The sequence below is a fragment of the Priestia sp. YIM B13552 genome (genome assembly GCF_042787775.1).
GTDB classification, from domain to species: Bacteria; Bacillota; Bacilli; order Bacillales; family Bacillaceae_H; genus Priestia; species Priestia megaterium_E.
The window spans coordinates 20,022-42,024 of sequence record NZ_JBHZOU010000014.1 but is presented as its reverse complement, the minus strand read 5'-3'; the positions used below and the strand labels follow the sequence as shown (position 1 = coordinate 42,024).

21 protein-coding genes are annotated in these 22,003 nt (G+C 37.5%); 20 read left to right on the top strand and 1 reads right to left on the bottom strand.

Annotated features, from left to right (window positions below):
* Window positions 1–2: 2 nt before the first annotated feature.
* Window positions 3–293 carry a transition state genes transcriptional regulator AbrB gene (locus tag ACFX40_RS26630; protein WP_170836841.1) on the bottom strand — a complete coding sequence of 97 codons (291 nt, stop codon included), beginning with the start codon at window positions 291–293 and terminating at the stop codon, window positions 3–5.
* A gap of 566 nt (window positions 294–859) precedes the next feature.
* Here ACFX40_RS26630 and metG point away from each other — a divergent pair.
* From metG to yabN, 20 genes are all read left to right on the top strand, one after another.
* Window positions 860–2,842 (top strand): methionine--tRNA ligase, encoded by a 1,983-nt coding sequence (gene metG, locus ACFX40_RS26625; protein ID WP_377257207.1) that lies wholly within the window; start codon window positions 860–862, stop codon window positions 2,840–2,842.
* Between the two features lie 71 nt (window positions 2,843–2,913).
* Entirely contained in the window at window positions 2,914–3,684 is a 771-nt protein-coding gene (locus tag ACFX40_RS26620; RefSeq protein WP_025753152.1) for a TatD family hydrolase, read from the top strand.
* Between the two features lie 223 nt (window positions 3,685–3,907).
* Window positions 3,908–4,471: a ribonuclease M5 gene (rnmV, locus tag ACFX40_RS26615; protein ID WP_013081337.1), complete on the top strand. Its 564-nt coding sequence runs from the start codon at window positions 3,908–3,910 to the stop codon at window positions 4,469–4,471.
* Window positions 4,465–5,343 carry a 16S rRNA (adenine(1518)-N(6)/adenine(1519)-N(6))-dimethyltransferase RsmA gene (gene rsmA, locus ACFX40_RS26610; protein WP_098334882.1) on the top strand — a complete coding sequence of 293 codons (879 nt, stop codon included), beginning with the start codon at window positions 4,465–4,467 and terminating at the stop codon, window positions 5,341–5,343. The genes rnmV and rsmA overlap by 7 nt, the downstream gene beginning before the upstream one ends.
* Window positions 5,344–5,420: 77 nt before the next feature.
* Window positions 5,421–6,293, top strand: coding sequence for a sporulation peptidase YabG (yabG, locus tag ACFX40_RS26605; RefSeq protein WP_025601509.1), 873 nt, complete (start codon window positions 5,421–5,423; stop codon window positions 6,291–6,293).
* 273 nt (window positions 6,294–6,566) lie between these two features.
* Window positions 6,567–6,800 carry a biofilm formation stimulator Veg gene (veg, locus tag ACFX40_RS26600; RefSeq protein WP_013054859.1) on the top strand — a complete coding sequence of 78 codons (234 nt, stop codon included), beginning with the start codon at window positions 6,567–6,569 and terminating at the stop codon, window positions 6,798–6,800.
* 194 nt (window positions 6,801–6,994) lie between these two features.
* The gene (locus ACFX40_RS26595; protein WP_013054860.1) at window positions 6,995–7,165 is read left to right on the top strand and encodes a small, acid-soluble spore protein, alpha/beta type; all 171 of its coding nucleotides are present in this window, start codon (window positions 6,995–6,997) and stop codon (window positions 7,163–7,165) included.
* Between the two features lie 198 nt (window positions 7,166–7,363).
* Window positions 7,364–8,233, top strand: coding sequence for a 4-(cytidine 5'-diphospho)-2-C-methyl-D-erythritol kinase (gene ispE, locus ACFX40_RS26590; RefSeq protein ID WP_025753156.1), 870 nt, complete (start codon window positions 7,364–7,366; stop codon window positions 8,231–8,233).
* A 56-nt stretch (window positions 8,234–8,289) separates the two neighbouring features.
* Window positions 8,290–9,111 carry a pur operon repressor gene (purR, locus tag ACFX40_RS26585; RefSeq protein ID WP_013054862.1) on the top strand — a complete coding sequence of 274 codons (822 nt, stop codon included), beginning with the start codon at window positions 8,290–8,292 and terminating at the stop codon, window positions 9,109–9,111.
* A gap of 21 nt (window positions 9,112–9,132) precedes the next feature.
* On the top strand, window positions 9,133–9,510 hold the full coding sequence (locus tag ACFX40_RS26580; RefSeq protein ID WP_013054863.1) for a RidA family protein: 378 nt from the start codon (window positions 9,133–9,135) through the stop codon (window positions 9,508–9,510).
* A gap of 155 nt (window positions 9,511–9,665) precedes the next feature.
* Window positions 9,666–9,956: a septation regulator SpoVG gene (gene spoVG, locus ACFX40_RS26575; protein WP_013054864.1), complete on the top strand. Its 291-nt coding sequence runs from the start codon at window positions 9,666–9,668 to the stop codon at window positions 9,954–9,956.
* Window positions 9,957–10,150: 194 nt separating this feature from the next.
* Complete coding sequence (glmU, locus tag ACFX40_RS26570) at window positions 10,151–11,530, top strand: bifunctional UDP-N-acetylglucosamine diphosphorylase/glucosamine-1-phosphate N-acetyltransferase GlmU (protein WP_028410351.1); 1,380 nt, start codon at window positions 10,151–10,153, stop codon at window positions 11,528–11,530.
* An 18-nt stretch (window positions 11,531–11,548) separates the two neighbouring features.
* The gene (locus tag ACFX40_RS26565; RefSeq protein WP_014462059.1) at window positions 11,549–12,502 is read left to right on the top strand and encodes a ribose-phosphate diphosphokinase; all 954 of its coding nucleotides are present in this window, start codon (window positions 11,549–11,551) and stop codon (window positions 12,500–12,502) included.
* Between the two features lie 186 nt (window positions 12,503–12,688).
* Window positions 12,689–13,318, top strand: a complete 630-nt coding sequence (locus ACFX40_RS26560; RefSeq protein WP_028410350.1) for a 50S ribosomal protein L25/general stress protein Ctc — start codon at window positions 12,689–12,691, stop codon at window positions 13,316–13,318.
* A 139-nt stretch (window positions 13,319–13,457) separates the two neighbouring features.
* Entirely contained in the window at window positions 13,458–14,015 is a 558-nt protein-coding gene (gene pth / locus ACFX40_RS26555; RefSeq protein WP_098790557.1) for an aminoacyl-tRNA hydrolase, read from the top strand.
* A gap of 59 nt (window positions 14,016–14,074) precedes the next feature.
* Entirely contained in the window at window positions 14,075–14,305 is a 231-nt protein-coding gene (gene fin / locus ACFX40_RS26550) for an anti-sigma-F factor Fin (RefSeq protein WP_013054869.1), read from the top strand.
* A gap of 69 nt (window positions 14,306–14,374) precedes the next feature.
* Window positions 14,375–17,905 (top strand): transcription-repair coupling factor, encoded by a 3,531-nt coding sequence (mfd, locus tag ACFX40_RS26545; protein WP_377257202.1) that lies wholly within the window; start codon window positions 14,375–14,377, stop codon window positions 17,903–17,905.
* Window positions 17,906–18,154: 249 nt separating this feature from the next.
* Window positions 18,155–18,691 carry a stage V sporulation protein T gene (spoVT, locus tag ACFX40_RS26540; RefSeq protein WP_013054872.1) on the top strand — a complete coding sequence of 179 codons (537 nt, stop codon included), beginning with the start codon at window positions 18,155–18,157 and terminating at the stop codon, window positions 18,689–18,691.
* Between the two features lie 229 nt (window positions 18,692–18,920).
* Window positions 18,921–20,525 (top strand): putative polysaccharide biosynthesis protein, encoded by a 1,605-nt coding sequence (locus ACFX40_RS26535; protein WP_377257199.1) that lies wholly within the window; start codon window positions 18,921–18,923, stop codon window positions 20,523–20,525.
* 12 nt (window positions 20,526–20,537) lie between these two features.
* Entirely contained in the window at window positions 20,538–21,998 is a 1,461-nt protein-coding gene (gene yabN, locus ACFX40_RS26530; protein WP_377257196.1) for a bifunctional methyltransferase/pyrophosphohydrolase YabN, read from the top strand.
* Window positions 21,999–22,003: the final 5 nt, after the last annotated feature.

The window sequence follows — 22,003 nt, the reverse complement described above, 5'->3', positions numbered from 1 at the left end:
TTTTATTTAGAAGCTTGTAAAGAATCTTGAAGTTCTTTCATGATTTGTTCTGCACCTTCACGGCTTAGAATTAATTTGCCGCTAGCAAGTTGAATGTTATCATCAGATACTTCACCTGTTACTTGGCAAGTCATGTTTGGTTTGTATTTTTTTAAGATGATGCGCTCTTCATCTACATAGATTTCTAGAGCATCTTTCTCTGCAATTCCTAATGTACGACGTAATTCAATTGGAATTACTACGCGTCCTAATTCATCAACTTTACGAACAATACCTGTAGATTTCATGTTAATCGTTCTCCTCTCAGTAATCATTTTTCTATGTTATTACTTTCGTCATTATTCGACAATTTCAACGTACTTTCATAATACCAGCGTTTCCAAAACTAGTCAATCATTTTATATGTAAAAAAATGTAGCTGGTAAAAAATTTTTTTCTCGACTTGTTTACAAGCTAATTGTGACCGTCAGTCAAGGAATGACAAGGGGTTTCATTGGAAAAAAGATTAATCGTCTAAATAGCTTGATATTAACTATTTTGAAGATAGGGTAAATATAATTCGACATAAAACGACAAAATTAGACCTATTTGTCGTTTTCATCAAAGTGACTTTTTGAATGAGGGTATATTTTATATAAAAATAGGGCGAAGCTGATACAATTAACAGGATTATTTTTTGGAAAAATAACGATTATTTAAAAATGAAGTGAATCCGTCATATTCCGGTGTATATAGGAAGAGAATGTTTTGAAATTATCATGTAAAATAGTATGATAGATAGTAGAATAAGAAGACAGGGTTTATATGATTACATACATATAAATCAAAATGTTGAAATGGAATGTTGGAGGTTATGAACATGGCAGATGGAAATAATACATTTTATATTACTACGCCGATTTATTATCCGAGTGGTAAATTACATATAGGGCATGCATACACGACGGTAGCGGGAGATGCAATGGCTCGTTATAAACGTTTGAGAGGGTTTGACGTACGTTATTTAACAGGTACGGATGAACATGGTCAAAAAATTCAGCGAAAAGCAGAAGAGAAAAACGTGACACCTCAGCAATACGTAGATGATATTGTATCTGGAATCAAAGAACTGTGGGATAAGATGGATATTTCGTATGATGATTTTATCCGTACAACAGAATCCAGACATAAAGAAATCGTGGAAAAGATTTTCGCGCGCCTTTTAGAACAAGGTGATATTTATCTTGATGAGTATGAAGGTTGGTATTCAGTTCCCGATGAGACGTACTATACAGAGCATCAACTAGTAGATCCAATCGTTGAAAATGGAAAAGTTGTAGGCGGAAAAAGCCCGGATAGCGGACACCCTGTAGAGCTCGTTCGAGAAGAGTCCTATTTCTTTAAAATGGGGAAATACGTAGATCGTTTACTAGCTTTTTATGAAGAAAACCCTTCATTTATTCAACCAGAGTCCCGTAAAAACGAAATGATCAATAATTTTATTAAGCCTGGCCTTGAAGACTTAGCTGTTTCTCGTACGACGTTTGATTGGGGGGTAAAAGTTCCAGGTAACCCAAAACACGTTATTTACGTATGGATTGATGCGCTTTCTAACTATATCACCTCTCTTGGGTATGATACAGAGAACGATGAAAACTATCGAAAATATTGGCCGGCCAACGTACATTTAGTAGGAAAAGAAATCGTACGTTTCCATACTATTTATTGGCCAATCATGTTGATGGCACTTGATTTGCCACTTCCTAAGAAAGTATTTGCTCACGGCTGGTTATTAATGAAAGATGGAAAGATGTCGAAGTCAAAAGGGAATGTAGTAGACCCAGTGACATTGATTGACCGCTATGGACTAGATGCCCTTCGTTACTACTTACTTCGTGAAGTTCCATTCGGTTCAGACGGTGTATTCACACCAGAAGCGTTTGTTGAACGTATTAACTTTGACTTAGCAAATGACCTTGGCAACCTAGTTAATCGTACAGTGGCGATGATTAATAAATATTTTGATGGTGTTATTCCGACTTATGAAGGCAATGTAACAGAGTTTGATGCACTTATCGTCCAAGCTCAAAAAGATACAGTGAATAAATATGAAGAAGCGATGGAAGATATGGAGTTTTCAGTGGCTCTTGCTTCTATCTGGCAATATGTAAGCCGCACGAATAAATACATTGATGAAACGCAGCCTTGGGCGTTAGCAAAAGATGAGAATAAGCGTGCAGAACTTGCTTCTGTTATGACACATCTGGCTGAATCAATTCGTCACATTGCGGTATTACTGCAGCCATTCTTAACACGTACACCTGAGAAAATTTTTGCTCAGATTGGTGTAAAAGAAGATGTATTAAAAACGTGGGAAAGTACGACGCGTTTTAATATGCTTAAAGAAGGCACAAAAGTAGAAAAAGGTGAGCCAATGTTCCCTCGTCTAGATCGAGCAGAAGAGGTAGCGTTTATTAAAGAGCAGATGCAAGGAAGTGCTCCAAAAGAAGAAAAACCTGTTGTGAAGGAAGAGTCTTCTGAAGAGATTACAATTGATGATTTCATGAAAGTAGAGCTTCGTGTAGCGCAAGTTACGCAAGTAGAACCAGTTAAAAAGGCAGATAAACTATTAAAGCTTCAGCTTGATCTTGGCTATGAAAAACGCCAGGTTGTATCAGGTATTGCCAAGTTTTATAAGCCTGAAGAATTAGTAGGTCGAAAAGTAATTTGTGTAACCAACTTAAAACCTGTGAAACTGCGCGGTGAACTATCACAAGGAATGATTTTAGCGGGTGAAGATGAGAATGGTCTTTCACTAGCAAGCGTAGATCAAAACTTAGCAAATGGCACGAAGATAAAATAAGTATAGACAAAAGGGGTGTTTCACGTGTAACATGCGAGGACCCCCTTTTATTCATGGAAAGGATCGATTAGATGTTATTTGATACACATGTTCATTTAAACGCAGAACAGTATGAAGATGATTTGCAAGAAGTAATTAATCGTGCGTTAGAAAAAGGTGTTCAAAACATGGTAGTTGTGGGATTCGATGAACCTACCATCAAAAAGGCTATTCAAATAGCTGAAACGTATGACTTTATCTATGCTAGTGTAGGATGGCATCCAGTAGATGCAATTGATATGACAGATGAGCACTTAGCTTGGATTGAAGAGTTAGCTCAGCATCCGAAAGTTGTGGCTTTAGGGGAAATGGGATTAGACTACCATTGGGATAAATCACCTAAAGAGGTTCAAAAGGACGTATTTCGCCGTCAAATTCGCTTAGCTCGCAAAGTGAATTTACCTATCATTATTCATAATCGTGACGCAACGGAAGACGTGGTAACCATTTTAAAAGAAGAGCACGTAGAAGAAGTAGGCGGGATTATGCATTGCTTCACGGGCAGTATTGAAGTAGCGAAGCAGTGTATGGATATGAATATGTATATTTCTTTTGGTGGACCTGTTACTTTTAAAAATGCGAAAAAACCAAAAGAAGTTGCTACAGAGCTTCCTTTAGACAAACTATTAATTGAAACAGACTGTCCTTATCTAACTCCTCATCCATTCCGCGGCAAGCGCAATGAACCTGGTTATGTTTCATACGTAGCAGAGCAAATTGCAGAGTTAAAAGGGATAACGTATGAAGAATTAGCTGATATTACAACAGCTAACGCCAAAAAGCTATTTGGCATTAATGATTAAAACTTTTTCTCATATAACAATCATTTTCGTGTTAAAGTAAAGATAGGCGCAGAGGAGAATGTTATCCTCTGCCTTTTTCAGTTAAAATAACAGGTAAATGCTTTTTAATTTAGTTGATAATAAGATAAAACGTTGATTTCATAGAAGAAAAATGATGTGCGTAACGAGCATTTCGTTTTTACTGAAAAGCAAATGAACAAAACTGAATGTTTTGGAGGAAGCAATGAAGATTAAAGAAATTATTGTAGTAGAAGGCCGAGATGACACTGTAGCGATTAAACGTGCAGTGGATGCGGATACCATCGAGACAAATGGATCAGCTGTAAATGAAGAAACCATTGAGAAAGTAAAATTAGCTCAAAAAACAAGAGGCGTGATTATTTTTACAGATCCAGATTATCCGGGACAGCGAATTCGAAATATTGTTTCAGAACGTGTTCCCGGATGTAAACATGCATTCTTAGATAAAGAAGAGGCTCGCCCTAAAAATGGCAAAGGCATTGGAGTTGAACATGCTTCTATTGCGTCTATTCAAAAAGCACTAAAAGATGTGAAGCAAGAGTGGATGGGGGCAGCTATGGAGATTTCTCAAGAGGATTTAATCGTAGCTCGTTTGATAGGAGATAGTAAAGCCAAATCTCGACGTGAAAGAATAGGAAAGTTATTAAAAATTGGCTATGCCAACGGAAAGCAGCTCCATAAACGCTTACAGATGTTCCAAATTTCAAAAGAGGACTTTATCAGAGCTGTTGAGCAGATAAATAAGGAGGAAAAGGGATCGTGTTAAAAGATATTGCAACGCCTAATCGAACCAAGGAAATTTTAAAGAAATACGGTTTTACATTTAAAAAGAGTTTGGGACAAAATTTTTTAATTGATACGAACATTTTACATCGTATTGTTGATCATGCGGGAATAACAGAAGAAACGGGAGCTATTGAAATTGGACCTGGTATCGGGGCCTTAACTGAACAGCTAGCAAAGCGCGCAAAAAAAGTACTAGCATTTGAAATCGATCAGCGTCTGCTTCCGATTTTAGCTGATACGCTTTCTCCTTACCCAAATGCAAAAGTTATTCATCAAGATGTGTTAAAAGCGGATTTAAAAGGGACGCTCGAACAAGAATTCGAAAACATAGAAGATTTAATGGTCGTTGCGAATTTACCCTATTATGTGACGACACCCATTTTGATGAAATTATTAGAAGAGCAAATTCCGGTACGTGGAATCGTCGTTATGCTTCAAAAAGAAGTTGCTGACCGTATAGCAGCTAAACCGGGAACAAAAGAGTACGGTTCACTTTCTATTGCGATTCAATACTATACAGAGGCTGAGACGGTTATGATTGTGCCTAAAACAGTGTTTAATCCGCAGCCTAATGTAGACTCAGCTGTTATTCGATTGTTAAGAAGACCGAAGCCAGCGGTAGAAGTACAAGATGAAGCATTCTTCTTTCAAGTTGTACGAGCAAGTTTCGGACAGCGTCGAAAAACAATTTTAAACAATCTAGTGAACAACTTGCCAAATGGGAAGCAGAAAAAAGCGGACATTGAGCAAGCACTTTCAACTGCTGAAATTGATCCGAAACGAAGAGGCGAAACGTTATCTATTCAAGAATTTGGAAAGTTAAGTGATCAACTTTTAAAATCATTTCGCTAAATTATCACATTTTTATCATGAAGTCATAGGCTATGAAGAGAATTTATTTTTGAAGTAGCAAAGACGGAGTGAAGCATATGAACATCAAAATTGGTGATATAGTTACACGACCTTCTTATCAAAGAGATTTGCTTTTTCGTGTTATAGCTATTAATGACAGCGAAGCGGGGAAATATGCGACTTTAATAGGAGAAGACGTTCGGTTGATTGCCGACGCTCCTTGTACAGATCTAGAGGTTGTGGATGCTAAAGAACAGGATCAAAGAAAAAAACAAGAAGAAGAACTTTTAGAAAGATCCTTGGAGCTTATTCAACAGGATTATCGGCTCGTTCGAGAGAAAACTGAATATAGCATGACAAATGGATACAGCCATTCACATCGCTTATTTCAAATTCCAGGAAAGGTCCTGCACGTAGACGGAGACCCTAATTATTTACGTAAATGTTTGTTGGTTTACGAAAAAATTGGTGTTCCTGTTTATGGTGTTCATTGCGTTGAGTCAGAAATGCCGGAGAAGGTTGGAAAGCTAATTGAGGATGTAAGACCTGATATTCTAGTGCTGACAGGTCATGATGCCTATTCCAAAGGAAAAGGAAATAAAGATGATCTCCTTGCTTATAGACATTCCAAGCACTATATTCAAACAGTCCAAGAAGCAAGAAAAAGAGTTGGTAATTTAGATCAGCTGGTGATCTTTGCAGGTGCCTGTCAATCGCATTTTGAATTATTGATTCAAGCTGGAGCAAACTTTGCTAGTTCACCTTCACGTGTAAATATTCATGCTCTTGACCCTGTGTATGTAGTAGCAAAACTAAGTTTTACTCCTTTCACGGATCGTATTAATGTATGGGACGTCTTACGTAATACATTAACGGGTGCTAAAGGTTTAGGAGGAGTAGAAACAAAAGGGCTGCTTCGCACGGGCATGCCTTATGAAAGCGATGAGTAGAAATAAAAACAACTGGTTACAGCATGTACACGCATGATGTGCAACCAGTTGTTTTTTCGTATGAAGCCAAAGTATACGCTTAATTACACAAAATCATTTTCAATATTTGCTAAAGATATACATATTTCGTTGAAAAACGAGCATACTAACAGCGAAATGTAGATTCATGTTGAAAATTATTTATTGACACAATTAGAGATAGATTGTTATAATTTTATGTTTTTGACTATTTTTCTAACATGTGTTACACTATACATAGTGAGGTGGACCAATATGGCGAAAACTTTGTCTGATATTAAGCAAGCGCTGGATTTGCACCTAGGCCAACGATTAACTTTAAAAGCAAACGGTGGTCGTAGAAAAACAGTAGAACGTTCAGGTGTATTAACAGAAACGTACCCATCTGTTTTTATCGTTGAATTAGATCAAGAGGAAAACTCTTTGGAGCGCGTTTCGTATAGTTACGCAGATGTGTTAACGGAAACAGTGCAACTAAAATTTTTCTAAGAATGACATAGGCAATATAGCAAGTGGTGATGAGCAGTGGACATTGGTTTACTGCTTTTTTATTGGTCTTTTTTTCAAATTATATATGCAATATTTTTTATACATACTATACATATCGTCCTCGCGTTTCTTATGTAAAAGAGCGAGGAGATTCAGGTTGAAATTTCATTTTATACGTAAAGGAGCCATGTGCAATGTCAAGGCGTAGAGGGATTATGTCATCGAAGCTGAAAGAAGAACTGGCTAAAGAACTTGGTTTTTACGATACTGTACAAGCAGAAGGCTGGGGCGCTATTCGGGCAAAAGACGCAGGCAATATGGTGAAGCGAGCTGTAGAGCTTGCACAGCAGCAGCTAAAGCAATAGCATAGTGAAAATCAATGCTTATACGATTATTTAAAGTGAAATGAGGAAAACCGAAGTGTATAACCGCTTCGGTTTTTTTGTCCCAAAATGAAAGATAAAAAAGAGGATTAAACAAAGATGTTTAAATGAACAGCTATATCTTGTTCATTTTATGATAAAATAGCGTTAAACTCGATAAGATGAAGTAGGTGAAGTAAGTTGAAATTAATGGTGAAAGCACCGGCTAAAATAAATTTGTCACTTGATGTGTTACATAAACGTCCAGATGGTTACCATGAAGTTAAGATGATTATGACAACAATTGATTTAGCGGACAGAATTGAACTTTCTGACCGTGAAGATGGACGAATTGTTATTTATTCTCATAATCGCTTTGTTCCAGATGACCAGCGAAATCTCGCTTATCAGGCAGCGCAGATTTTGAAGCGACGTTATAACATTTCAAAAGGTGTAAATATATTAATTGATAAACATATTCCAGTAGCTGCCGGATTAGCTGGAGGCAGCAGTGACGCGGCTGCTACATTACGCGGTTTAAATACGTTATGGGAATTAGGGTTATCATTAGACACACTTGCAGAAATAGGGGCTGAGATTGGCTCTGACGTATCTTTTTGCGTGTACGGAGGGACAGCTCTTGCTACAGGGCGCGGAGAGATTGTAGAGCATATTGAGGCACCTCCAAGCTGCTGGGTGATTTTGGCTAAGCCTGAAATAGGTGTTTCTACAGCAGATGTATATCGAAACTTAAAAATTGAAGAGATGGATCATCCGAAAGTAGATGAGATGGTTCACGCCATACAATCAGGAAATTATGATGAAATGTGTAGCCTTGTCGGAAATGTATTGGAAGCAGTAACGCTGAAAATGCATCCGGAAGTAGCTCTCATTAAAGAACAAATAAAGCGTTTTGGCGCCGATGCTGTGCTCATGAGCGGCAGTGGGCCAACTGTATTCGGACTTGTACAGCATGATTCACGTATGCACCGCATTTATAATGGATTACGTGGCTTTTGCGATAAAGTTTATGCAGTTAGGCTACTAGGTGAACGAATAACGCTTGAATAAATCCGTATGTTAATGTTATATTTACATTACAATATTCGGATTTTCAGGAGGATGTTATGAAGTTTCGACGTAGTGGACGATTAATTGATATGACCAACTATTTCATTCAAAACCCTCAGCGCCTTATCCCTCTTACGTATTTTGCAGATAAATATGATTCAGCAAAATCATCTATTAGTGAAGATATGGCGATTATTAAACAAACTTTTGAACAGCAGGGTATCGGAACTTTGGTTACGCTACCAGGGGCTGCCGGCGGAGTTAAATTCATTCCAAAGATGACGAATGAAGAAGCCGGTCAGCTTGTTCAAGAATTATGTGGGTTGATTGAAAAACCTGAGCGTTTATTGCCAGGTGGATATTTATATTTAACTGATATTTTAGGGAACCCCCGCGTTGTGAATAAAATCGGTCGCTTGTATGCGTCGCTTTTTGCTAACCGCAAAATCGATGTGGTGATGACTGTAGCAACAAAAGGTATTCCTATTGCGTATGCGGTTGCTCAGTATTTAGATGTGCCCGTTGTTATTGTGCGCAGAGACAGTAAAGTAACTGAAGGATCGACCGTTAGTATTAACTACGTATCGGGTTCATCTAAGCGCATTCAAACGATGCTGTTAGCTAAAAGAAGTTTAGCGGTGGGGTCAAATGTACTCATCATTGATGATTTCATGAAAGCTGGCGGTACTGTAAATGGAATGGTTAGCTTGCTTGAAGAGTTCGATGCAACTGTTGCTGGTATTGGAGTTTTAGTAGAATCAGAAGATATTGAAGAACGTTTAGTGGATGAGTATGTGTCCCTTGTACAATTAACAGATGTAAATATCAAAGATAAACAAATTCGTGTACAAGAAGGCAATTACTTAAAATATATTTGATCAAGTAAGGGAGAGGAACATATGTTACAGGTTCAAACAAAAAATGCACCGCAAGCTATTGGTCCATATTCACAGGGAATTGTTGTGAATAACTTGTTTTACAGTTCAGGTCAAATTCCACTTCGTCCAGATGGTACGTTAGTCGAAGGAGATGTTCAAGTACAAGCTACTCAGGTATTTGAAAATCTAAAAGCAGTTCTTGAAGAAGCTGGAGCTTCTCTAAATACAGTTGTAAAGGCAACCGTGTTCATTAAAGATATGAACGACTTCGCAGCGTTAAATGAAGTCTATGGCGACTACTTCGGGGACCATAAGCCGGCACGTTCATGTGTAGAAGTAGCGAGACTACCTAAAGATGTACTTGTTGAAATTGAAGTTATTGCGCTCGTTAAAGGGTAATTAAATTAACAAATTTCTAACAAAAAGCAAGTAACTTCCAATTGTTCACTTTTTTTGCGAAAATTTTCTAAAAATTTTTTCTGAATAGCAGGAAAACACAAAATTCTGTGGAATTAAGTATGTAAAGCTTCGCATAGAAAAAGGTGGTGAACAAGATGGAAGTAACTGACGTAAGATTACGCCGCGTGAACACTGAAGGACGTATGAGAGCGATTGCTTCAATCACATTAGATGGTGAATTTGTTGTTCATGATATTCGTGTGATTGATGGTAATAATGGCTTATTTGTAGCCATGCCAAGTAAACGTACACCGGATGGTGAGTTCCGTGATATTGCACATCCAATCAATTCAAATACTCGCGGAAAGATTCAAGATGCTGTTTTAGCAGAATATCATCGTTTAGGTGAGGTAGAAGTTGAATTCGAAGAAGCGGGTGCTTCGTAAACATATGATACATTAAGAGTCTACTGAAAAGTAGGCTCTTTTCTTTTTGATTACCACTTATATAATTTCACACCTTTGTAAAACTTTAGCATTACCAAAAAATAAAATTCATGACTTATAAATGATTCCTTGAAATGCTGTCATTTTTGATATAATATTCTTAATGGATAAAAAGGTAAAATTGGAGGCCTGTTATGTCAAAAAGATATGCAGTCATATTGGCAGCTGGTCAGGGTACACGTATGAAGTCATCTTTATATAAAGTGTTACACCCTGTGTGTGGCAAACCGATGGTGCAACACGTAATTGATCAGTTATCACGTTTAGATTTAACAAATTTAATTACAGTTGTAGGTCACGGTGCCGAAAAAGTGAAATCACATGTTGGAGATAAAAGCTTATTTGCTTTACAAGAAGAGCAGTTAGGAACAGCTCATGCAGTGATGCAAGCAGAATCTTTACTTGCACATGAAAAAGGTACGACAATTGTTGTATGTGGAGATACTCCGCTTATTACAGCTGAAACAATTGAATCTTTATTAAAGCATCATGAAGCAACAAATGCAATGGCAACTATTTTAACAGCTCATGCAGAAGATCCAACAGGATATGGACGCATCATTCGAAATGAACAAGGGTCTGTTGAAAAGATTGTGGAGCATAAAGATGCCACAGAACAAGAGCGTCTTGTACAGGAAATTAATACTGGTACGTATTGTTTTGATAATGAGAAATTATTTGAGACACTTTCAAAAGTTTCAAATGATAATGTACAGGGAGAGTATTATTTACCTGATGTTATCGAAATTCTAAAAAATGAAGGTCAAATTATTTCTGCATATCAAACATCCGATTTTGCTGAAACATTGGGCGTTAATGATCGATTTGCTCTGTCTCAAGCAGAAGAAACAATGAAGAAGCGCATCAATAAGCATCATATGTTAAATGGAGTGACGATTGTGGATCCTTCTAACACGTACATTTCAGCAGATGCTGTTATTGGCAGAGATACGGTTATTTATCCTGGTACGGTTATTCAAGGAACAGTTGTAATTGGAGAGAATTGTGAAGTAGGCCCTAACAGTGAAATTAAAGACTGCAAAATAGGTAATAATACTTCTATTCGCCATTCTGTTGCTCACGATAGTGAAATTGGTCACGAAGTCACAATTGGCCCATTTGCACATATTCGTCCTCAATCATTAATTGGAGATGAAGTGCGCGTAGGAAACTTTGTAGAAATTAAAAAAGCATCTTTTGGCAAAGGTAGCAAAGCTTCTCATTTAAGTTATATTGGAGACGCAGAGGTCGGAAAAGGTGTAAACTTAGGGTGCGGATCTATTACAGTTAACTACGATGGGAAAAATAAATTTTTAACAAAGATTGAAGATGGGGCATTCGTAGGATGTAACTCAAACTTAATTGCACCTGTAACAATTGGTGAAGGCGCCTATGTTGCAGCTGGTTCAACCGTAACGGATGATGTGCCAGGAAAAGCATTATCAATTGCTCGTGCGAAACAAGTAAATAAAGAAAACTATGCTGAAAAGCTTGATATTAATAAAAAATCCTGACGGAGGTTTCACAATAAAATGTCAAATGTATATGCTGATGAAAATTTAAAGTTATTTACGCTAAATTCAAACAAGGCTTTAGCTGAAGAGATCGCAAAAGTAATTGGTGTGGAATTAGGTAAATGTTCGGTTGATCGTTTCAGTGACGGTGAAATTCAAATTAACATTGAAGAAAGTATCCGTGGTTGTGATGTATTTATCATTCAATCAACAAGTGCTCCAGTTAATGAACACTTAATGGAATTATTAATTATGATTGATGCATTAAAACGTGCATCAGCTAAAACAATTAACATTGTTATGCCTTACTATGGCTATGCTCGTCAGGATCGTAAAGCTCGTGCACGTGAACCAATCACTGCCAAATTAGCAGCAAATATCATTGAAAAAGCGGGAGCTACTCGTATTATCACATTAGATTTACATGCTCCTCAAATTCAAGGTTTCTTCGATATTCCAATTGACCATTTAGTAGGTGTTCCAATTTTAGGTGAATACTTCAAGAGTAAAAATCTTGATGACGTTGTTGTTGTATCTCCGGACCACGGTGGTGTAACGCGTGCTCGCCGTTTAGCGGAACGTCTAAAAGCGCCGATCGCTATCATTGACAAACGTCGTCCTCGTCCAAACGTAGCAGAAGTTATGAACATTGTTGGACAAGTGGAAGGAAAAACAGCAATCTTGATTGATGACATGATTGATACAGCCGGTACAATTACAATTGGTGCAAGTGCATTAATTGAAGCAGGTGCAAAAGAAGTATATGCTTGTTGTACACATCCAGTGCTTTCAGGCCCTGCAATTGAGCGTATTCAAAATTCTACAATCAAAGAGCTAGCTGTAACAAACTCTATTGCTTTAACAGAAGATAAGAAAATTGGTAAAGTAACAGAACTTTCAGTAGCTCCGTTAATCGGTGAAGCGATTATTCGTGTTCACGAAGAGCAATCAGTTAGTACGTTATTTGATTGATAAACAGAACCTCTTTCCAAATGGAAAGAGGTTTTTTTGAAAAAAATTAAATGGGCTAATCCTTTGTTTTAAAGGGATTTGGACAGGATGAACAAAGATATATTACTGTTCGAACTGCGTTTCATGTTTAGCAACCTTCTAAAAAGGGTACATTTTAAGTAGAAAACATACTGGAAGGTGAATAAAATGAGTATTTCAATTCAAGCAAATAAAAGAACGGATTTCAAAAATTCTACAAATAGAAAGATTCGCGACGAAGGAAACTTCCCAGCGGTTGTTTACGGAAATAAAACAGAATCCACACCTATTTACTTAAACAGTGCTGATTTTATTAAGACTATTCGTGAAGCAGGGCGCAATGGAGTGTTAACATTACAAGTGGATAAGCAAAAATATTCCGTAATGTTACATGATATTCAAACTGATCCATTAAAAAACGAAATTGTCCACGCCGATTTCCAAGTGGTCGACATGAAGAAAGAAATTGATACTGAAGTTTCTTTATCTCTAGTAGGAGAAGCAAAAGGAACAAAAGAAGGCGGCGTATTACAGCAGTCTCTATATGAAATTTCATTAAAAGGCTTGCCGCAAGATATCCCATCATCTATTGATGTAGATGTATCAGATTTAGGAATTAATGATACAATTACAGTAGCGGATATTAAGGTAGATAAAAAGCTGGAAATTACGCATGATGCAGAAGATACAGTTGCTTCTGTACTACCTCCTCAACAGGAAGAAGAGCCGGACAGCGGCGAAGTTCAGGATGCTGAAGGCGATGTTGAAGCAACAAAAGAAAAAGATAACGAAGAATAATATAAAAAGACGTAACCAAAAGGTTACGTCTTTTTGTGTGAATTGATTATAATAAAAGTGATACTATATAGTAATGTAAAACATTAAAGACATTTACCTATTATGTACAACTTACATAGAGTGGAAAGGAGTATCTATTTTGAAATTAATCGTTGGTTTAGGGAATCCTGGAAAAGAATATGACCGAACTCGTCATAACATAGGATTTATGGCAATTGATAAAATTGCTGAACAGTTTATGATTTCATTAGATAAAACAAAGTTTAACGGAATATATGGAACAGGTATAATAAAAGGAGAAAAAGTCATATTATTAAAGCCTCTAACATATATGAATTTATCAGGAGAAAGTATTCGCCCGTTAATGGACTATTTTAATATAGACGTCGAAGACTTGCTTGTTATTTACGATGACTTAGATTTACCGTGCGGAAAAGTAAGATTGCGTACAAAAGGAAGTCCAGGCGGCCATAACGGAATAAAATCAATTATTCAGCATTTAAAAACCCAAGAATTTAACCGAATTCGTATTGGAATTGATCGTCCGCAAAACGGTATGAAAGTAGTTGATTACGTACTAGGGCGCTTTACAGCAGATGAAATGGTTCATATGGAAGAAGCGATGAAAACGTCTGTACACGCGAGTGAAGATTTTTTAGGTAAACCGTTCTTAGAAGTAATGAATCGCTATAATTAAGTAGAATAAAATTTCTCTCAATCGTCCATACTAACACTAAAAGATTTGGGAGGATTTGTATGTCTATTCATTATTTCTGTAGACATTGTGGCGCAAAAGTCGGTATGATAGAAAAGACAGCTCACAATACGGAAGCACTCGGTTTTAATCACCTGACCGCAGATGAACGAAAAGACTTTATTCACTACCATAATAGTGGAGATATCGTGGTTAAAATTATTTGTGAAGACTGTCAAGAAGCGCTAGAACGAAATCCAGACTATCATCAGTACGAAACATTTATACAATAAAAAGCTTTGGTCTCAAACCAAAGCGTTTTTCTGTTTAGTTTAGACATATCATGGGAGGAGGGAATTCCTTTGCGAGGGATTAGACAGCAATTTGAAGAAAATAAAGAAATTGGAGCTGTTGTCAGCAGTTTAGAAGAAGGTTTGAAAGAACAGTTAGTAACGGGAATTTCCGGTTCAGCTCGATCTGTATTAATGGCACTCTTAAATGAGGAAAAAAAATACCCCTTATTAGTAGTGACTCATAATTTATATCAAGCTCAAAAAGTGTATGAAGACCTTTTGCATCTTTTACCGGAAAAAGACGTTTTCTTATACCCTGTTAACGATTTAGTTGCTACAGAAGTGGGGATTGCAAGTCCAGAATTAAAGGCTCAGCGAATTGAAGTACTCAATTATTGGAGTCAACATACAGGCGGAGTAGTTGTAACACCGCTTGCAGGAATTCGAAAGCTGCTGCCTCCTAAAGCAAGATGGGAGCAAACACAGCTGCCGTTTCAAATGGGAATTGACATCGATGTTGATCATTATTTAAAAAGGTTAGTTGAGTTGGGCTATGAGCGGGCATCGATGGTTTCAGCTCCGGGTGAGTTTAGTGTGCGCGGAGGAATCATTGACATTTATCCGTTAACAGAAGAGCTACCTGTCCGAATTGAACTATTTGATACGGAGATTGATTCCATTCGTACTTTTACAATCGAGGATCAACGTTCTCAAGAGCAGTTAAAAGAAATTTCAATCGGCCCTGCTACGGAAATCATTGTGAATCAAAATGAAGTAGCCCAAGGAATTGAAGAACTAGAAGCACAGCTGGCTTCGACGCTGCAACAAGTGAAAAACGCAGCACTAAAAGCTACCTTAACAGAAAATATTAAAGGTGAAATCGAACAGCTGCGTCAAGGTCAACTTCTTGAAAATATGTTCAAGTATTTATCATTCTTCTACGAATCGCCTGCTAGTTTACTAGATTATTTACCAGAAGGCGGCCTTGTCATCTTTGATGAGACAACTCGAATTCAAGAAACGTCTGATCAGCTTGAAACAGAGGAAGCTGAATGGATAACCGAATTATTAGGACAGGGGCAAATTGTTCGAGACGTTCAATTATCTCATAAGCTCCCATCTCTTATTCAGCGAGCAAAACATCAGTTTTTATACTTATCGTTATTTTTGAAGCACGTATCGTATACGAGTCCGCAAAATATTATTAATATTTCATGTAAGCAGATGCAGCAGTTTTACGGCCAAATGAACTTATTAAAAAGTGAAATTGAACGTTGGAAAAATGCTAATTATACGGTAGTCCTCTTAGGCGCAGATAAAGAGCGCGTGAAAAAACTTGAAGGTGTGCTGGCAGATTATGATATTGATTCATCTATTTTAGATGGAAATGGTCAGCTTGTGCCAGGTCTTGTTCAAATCATTGAAGGCGATTTACAAATGGGCTTTGAACTGCCAATGCAAAAATTAGCTGTTTTAACCGAGGAAGAATTGTTTAAAAAACGGGTAAAGAAATCAAAGCGTCGTCAAAAGCTTTCCAATGCAGAGCGTATTAAAAGCTATTCAGAGTTAAACGTAGGTGACTATGTCGTACACGTGAACCACGGTATTGGCCGTTACTTAGGAATGGAAACGTTAGAGATTAACGGTAATCATAAAGATTATATCCATATCAAATATGAAGGCTCTGATAAGCTGTACGTTCCTGTTGAACAGATTGATCAAGTACAAAAATATGTAGGCTCTGAAGGGAAAGAGCCAAAAGTATATAAACTTGGCGGAAATGACTGGAAGAAAGTGAAACGAAAAGTTGAGTCTTCTGTTCAAGACATCGCTGATGACTTAATTAAACTGTATGCAGAGCGTGAAGCAAGTAAAGGTTATGCATTTTCTCCGGATGGCGATTTACAGAGAGAATTTGAAACAGCTTTCCCTTATCAAGAAACCGAAGATCAGCTTCGTTCTGTACAAGAAATTAAAAAGGATATGGAACATGAAAGACCAATGGATCGTCTGCTTTGCGGAGACGTTGGATATGGAAAAACGGAAGTAGCCATTCGTGCTGCGTTTAAAGCTGTGACAGATGGAAAACAAGTGGCTATTTTAGTGCCAACCACTATTTTAGCTCAGCAGCATTATGAAACCATCCGTGAGCGTTTTCAAGACTATCCAATCAACATTGGGCTATTGAGCCGCTTTCGCAGCCGTAAACAGCAGCAAGAAACAATTAAAGGGCTAAAAAACGGGACCGTAGATGTAGTGATTGGTACACATCGTTTACTATCTAAAGACGTGATTTATAAAGATTTAGGATTGTTAGTTATCGATGAAGAGCAGCGTTTTGGTGTAACGCACAAGGAAAAAATCAAGCAAATGAAAGCAAACGTTGATGTCCTTACACTTACAGCAACGCCTATTCCACGAACATTACATATGTCTATGTTGGGCGTAAGGGATTTGTCTGTTATTGAAACGCCGCCTGAAAATCGTTTTCCGGTTCAAACATATGTAGTGGAGTATAATCCGGTTCTAGTTCGTGAAGCGATTGAGCGTGAGTTAGCGCGTGATGGCCAAGTTTACTTTTTATATAATCGCGTAGAAGATATTGAACGAAAAGCAGAAGAAATTTCGATGCTCGTGCCTGATGCTAGGGTAACGTATGCCCACGGAAAAATGAATGAAACCGAACTCGAAGCGGTTATTTTAAGCTTTTTAGAAGGCGAATATGACGTGATTGTGAGTACAACCATTATCGAAACGGGAGTAGATATTCCAAATGTAAATACGCTTATTGTCAACAACGCTGATAAGATGGGATTATCACAACTATACCAATTAAGAGGGCGTGTAGGTCGTTCAAATCGCGTGGCATATGCGTACTTTACGTATCACAAAGACAAAGTACTGACAGAAGTAGCTGAAAAGCGTCTGCAAGCTATTAAAGAATTCACCGAATTAGGTTCTGGTTTTAAAATTGCTATGCGTGATCTTTCAATACGTGGCGCCGGAAACTTACTGGGCGCTCAGCAGCATGGATTTATCGATTCTGTCGGCTTCGATCTCTACTCTCAAATGCTTAAAGAAGCGATAGAGGAAAGACGCGGGTCTGATGGAGAAAATGTGAAATTTAATGTAGAAATGAATCTGGACTTAGACGCGTATATTCCTGATCAGTACATTACAGACGGCCGCTTGAAAATTGAGATGTATAAGCGCTTTAGAGGAATTGAAGCACTAGAAGATATTCAAGAATTGCAGGATGAAATGATTGATCGTTTTGGAGAGTATCCGGCTGAGGTTGAGTATTTGTTTAAAGTAGCGGAAACAAAAGTATATGCAACGCAGAACTTAGTAGAATCTATTCTTCAGTCAAAACAAGAAATTTCTATTCTGCTGTCTGAAGAAGCGAGCTCAACGGTAGACGGCCAAAAATTATTCATGCTAGGTGATCAATTTGGCAGAATGGTCAGCTTAGGTATGGAAGGCAAGAAAGTAAAATTAGTGGTTAATGTAAAAGGACTTGCTCAAAAAGAATGGCTCAATATTGTGTATCAGTTAGTAAAAGGAGTAGCCACTGTTAAAAAAGAACAAGTTACGAATTAAAAAGAAGGCTCATTTTTGAGCCTTCTTTTTATATAGCCGAAATAAAAACCGCCAAATCCCCATGTTTTGGCGGTTTTTTGGACATTTTTTTAATAAAAGCACACTTTTTAACAAAAAAAGAGATGGTTGGTGAATAGAAGTTGTAGAGTGAAGAATACTAACCTCAACAAAGGTGAACCTTTTATCATATAGCCATCAGTGATATTCACCAACTATTTTAATCATCATATGAAAGAGAGGCTTCAATGAATGAAAGCAACAGGTATTGTTCGTCGTATTGATGATTTGGGTCGCGTTGTGATTCCAAAAGAAATTAGAAGAACGCTTCGCATCCGAGAGGGAGATCCGCTAGAGATTTTCGTCGATCGCGATGGAGAAGTTATTTTAAAGAAATATTCGCCAATTAGTGAATTGGGAGACTTTGCAAAAGAGTATGGCGAAGCGCTATACGACAGCTTAGGTCATCCTGTACTTATTTGTGACCGCGATGTATTTATTGCGGTAGCAGGAAGTTCTAAAAAAGAATACTTAAATAAAAACATTAGTTCGTTAGTGGAATCTGTTATGGAAAGCCGCAGTTCTTCTTTAGTAACTGATGGGAAAAACCTTGAATTTGTCGATGGATACGAAGAAAATATTTCTTCTTACACAATCGGTCCGATTATTGCAAATGGAGATCCGATTGGAGCTGTTGTCATTTTCTCAAAAGATAAGTCTCTTGGTGAAGTAGAGCATAAAGCAGCCGAAACAGCAGCTAGCTTCTTATCTCGTCAAATGGAGCAGTAAGCGTAATTATCTTTATTTTACATTATTTACTGAAAAGGTAGCAGTTTCTGCTGCCTTTTTTCATGCTGTCTTACCTTAGAAATAAAGAGAACATGATATAATGGTACGGTATTTTATTTATTGGAAAGTGCAGGATGTTTTATAAGAACAAGGCTCTATTCTAGTGTGGTTAGCGGCTAATAAAAAGAGTTGTTCATATCATTACAAGCTGCAGGTGAAAGGTGTAGGAATGCAGAAACAATCAAAGCTCTATTCTATTTTTAACGGCGCCGTTATTTTAACGCTCGCAGGTTTATTTACGAAAATCTTAAGTGCCACTTATCGTATTCCATATCACCATATCGCGGGAGATATAGGGTTTTATATCTATCAGCAAGTTTATCCGCTATATGGAATTGCGCTACAGCTAGGTACATATGGTTTCCCCGTAATTATTTCAAAGTTAGTAGCTGAGTATGCGGTAACAAATCGGAGAAAGGAAATACGGGGAATACTTCAAGTTTCGTTTGCTTTTTTGTTTGTAGTAGGCTGCACGATATTTGCGTTTGAATATATTTTCGCAGAAACGATTGCCGAGTGGATGGGAGATCGTAAATTAACGGTTCTCATTCAAATTATTTCATTTTCCTTTTTACTTATTCCGTTTATTGCTGTTATTCGTGGTTATTATCAAGGATTACATAATATGTTTCCTACAGCGCTGTCTCAAATTGCAGAACAAGTTGTACGGGTAGGGACTATTTTGTATCTGTCTATTTTCTTGATCCAACATGGTTATGATCTATATACTGCAGGGGCGGGAGCTATTTTTGGTTCTATAACAGGCGGTATCACATCCCTTATTATTTTATTTTTATTTGTTTTTAGAACAAAGACAAATTCTAAGGGAGTATTTCAACGCATAAAAAAAGCAGACATCAAGAGAATATTTAAAATCCTTATTATTCAAGGTTTATTAATTTGTATTAGCGGTATGGGTCTGTTGTTTATCCAGCTTATTGACTCCTTTACTTTATATTCTAGTCTAACGACGCACGGCATGGCTGAAGAAGCAGCACAAATTTTAAAAGGGATTTATGACCGAGGGCTTCCGTTGATTCAATTAGGTACAGTAGTAGGTACAGCTTTTTCGCTTTCGCTTGTACCTGTTATTTCTTCAGCTATTGCGAAAAAAAATCTGTCATTTGTAGTTGAAAAAGTTCAGCTGTCTCTCCGTCTATCGCTTGTAGTCGGAGTTGGGGCAGCTTTTGGCTTGATTGCGCTGATGAAACCCATTAATATGCTTTTATACAGTGACTCCCACGGAACGGACGTTTTACAAATTTTGAGCTTGTTGGTTATATTTACAACAGTAGCAGCAACTGCTGGAGCTGTACTGCAGGGGATGGGAGCAGTTTTCGCTCCTGTAATAGCCGTTATCGCTGGCATGGCAGTCAAACTAATATTGAATCTTTGGCTAATACCAGATTTTCAAACTATAGGAGCAGCCATTGCTTCCTCAGCTGGATTCGCTATCGTTGCAGCAACCAATCTATTTTGTCTATATAAAAAGCTTGCTGTACATCTTGTTCCGAAAAAGGCGAGTGGAGGTATTTTTATAACGGGCATAGCAATGGTCGTTCTTTTGCAAAGCTATTTATTTTGTTTACATCACTTTGTATGGTCTAATGGTTTAGATACAAGCAAACAAGTGGTTGAAACCGGAGCTGGTGTTTTAATAGGCGGTTTGTTTTATTTGTTTATCATTATGAAACAACATATTTTTACCGAAGAGGAATTACGTTTACTTCCAATGGGAAGTGTTTTAGCTAAATACGTATTAAAAAATAAATAAGAAGGTGAAGCAATGACAGGGAAAGTAACAGTTATTGGTTTAGGAGCAGGCGATTTAGAACAGCTACCTGTAGGCATTTATCGCTTGCTACAGCAGGAAAAGCATATTTATATGCGTACAAAAGAACATCCTGTAATCAAAGAATTAGAAAGTGAAGGCTTGACGTATGTATCCTATGATGACGTATACGAATCGTATGATGCATTTGAAGAGGTGTATGAACATATATCAAATGATTTAATCGATAAAGCTTCAATAGAAGAAGTGGTGTATGCCGTTCCTGGGCACCCTTTAGTGGCAGAACGTACGGTTCAATTACTTTTACAAAAAGGAAAAGAACGAGGCATTCCTGTTGAAATTAAAGGAGGACAAAGCTTCTTAGACCCAATTTTTGGTGCGCTAAAGATCGATCCTATCGAAGGGTTTCAGCTGCTAGACGGAACAGATTTAAAGCGAAGCGAAATAGAGTTAACCGGTCATGTTCTAATTGCTCAAGTGTACGATCAGTTCGTTGCCTCAGAGGTAAAGCTTACACTGATGGAACATGTTCCTGATGATTACCTCGTTTACATTGTAACAGCAGCGGGAAGCAGTGAAGAAAAAATCCAGCCGGTCAAGCTGTATGAATTAGATAGAGAAATGTCGCTTAATAACTTAACGACTATTTATGTCCCTCCAGTAGCAGACGAAACAATTTTATACCATCAGTTTGACGCATTCAGAAAGATTATTGCCACGCTCAGAGGGCCAAACGGGTGTCCTTGGGATCAAAAACAAACGCATGAATCGCTCAAGCGCTATTTGCTAGAAGAGTCTTATGAGTTATTAGATGCAATTGACCGTCAAGATGACGATAATATGATTGAAGAGCTTGGTGATGTATTGCTGCAAGTATTGCTTCATGCACAAATCGGTGAAGATGAAGGAATGTTTTCAATTGATGATGTCATTCGCAGTGTTTCAGAGAAAATGGTAAGACGCCATCCGCATGTATTTGGGGAAGAGAGCGTGAATGATGCAGATGAGGTCTTGAAAAATTGGGATGAAATCAAAAAAGGAGAAAAAGGAGAGGAACCTTCTTCTCTGTTAGCTTCTGTACCTGAGGCTATGCCTTCTTTAATGAAAGCGCATGGATACCAAAAGCAAGCTGCAAAAGTTGGTTTCGATTGGTCAGAAGTTGAACCTATGTGGGAAAAAGTACAGGAAGAACTTGCTGAATTCCAAGAGGAAGTACAGCATGGTGATAAAGAAAAAATGAGCGATGAATTTGGAGATATTTTATTTGCTTTAGTGAATATTGCAAGATTTTATAAAATTGACTCTGAAGCTGCATTAGCTAAAACGAATACAAAATTTTTAAATCGATTTCAATATATTGAAGAAAAAGTGAAAGCTTCTGAAAAACCATTTGAATCTTTTTCGTTAGAAGAGTTAGATGAATTTTGGGAAGAAGCCAAAAAAACAGGTTTGTAAAACAG

Excerpts from the sequence above, each read along its gene's own strand:
- fin (WP_013054869.1), top strand. The coding sequence starts at position 14,075 with ATGTCTATTCATTATTTCTGTAGACATTGTGGCGCAAAAGTCGGTATG.
- spoVG (WP_013054864.1), top strand. The coding sequence starts at position 9,666 with ATGGAAGTAACTGACGTAAGATTACGCCGCGTGAACACTGAAGGACGT.
- rnmV (WP_013081337.1), top strand. The coding sequence starts at position 3,908 with ATGAAGATTAAAGAAATTATTGTAGTAGAAGGCCGAGATGACACTGTA.
- glmU (WP_028410351.1), top strand. The coding sequence starts at position 10,151 with ATGTCAAAAAGATATGCAGTCATATTGGCAGCTGGTCAGGGTACACGT.
- spoVT (WP_013054872.1), top strand. The coding sequence starts at position 18,155 with ATGAAAGCAACAGGTATTGTTCGTCGTATTGATGATTTGGGTCGCGTT.
- purR (WP_013054862.1), top strand. The coding sequence starts at position 8,290 with ATGAAGTTTCGACGTAGTGGACGATTAATTGATATGACCAACTATTTC.
- yabN (WP_377257196.1), top strand. The coding sequence starts at position 20,538 with ATGACAGGGAAAGTAACAGTTATTGGTTTAGGAGCAGGCGATTTAGAA.
- ACFX40_RS26565 (WP_014462059.1), top strand. The coding sequence starts at position 11,549 with ATGTCAAATGTATATGCTGATGAAAATTTAAAGTTATTTACGCTAAAT.
- metG (WP_377257207.1), top strand. The coding sequence starts at position 860 with ATGGCAGATGGAAATAATACATTTTATATTACTACGCCGATTTATTAT.
- veg (WP_013054859.1), top strand. The coding sequence starts at position 6,567 with ATGGCGAAAACTTTGTCTGATATTAAGCAAGCGCTGGATTTGCACCTA.
- ACFX40_RS26580 (WP_013054863.1), top strand. The coding sequence starts at position 9,133 with ATGTTACAGGTTCAAACAAAAAATGCACCGCAAGCTATTGGTCCATAT.
- ACFX40_RS26595 (WP_013054860.1), top strand. The coding sequence starts at position 6,995 with ATGTCAAGGCGTAGAGGGATTATGTCATCGAAGCTGAAAGAAGAACTG.
- ACFX40_RS26560 (WP_028410350.1), top strand. The coding sequence starts at position 12,689 with ATGAGTATTTCAATTCAAGCAAATAAAAGAACGGATTTCAAAAATTCT.
- ACFX40_RS26535 (WP_377257199.1), top strand. The coding sequence starts at position 18,921 with ATGCAGAAACAATCAAAGCTCTATTCTATTTTTAACGGCGCCGTTATT.
- yabG (WP_025601509.1), top strand. The coding sequence starts at position 5,421 with ATGAACATCAAAATTGGTGATATAGTTACACGACCTTCTTATCAAAGA.
- ACFX40_RS26620 (WP_025753152.1), top strand. The coding sequence starts at position 2,914 with ATGTTATTTGATACACATGTTCATTTAAACGCAGAACAGTATGAAGAT.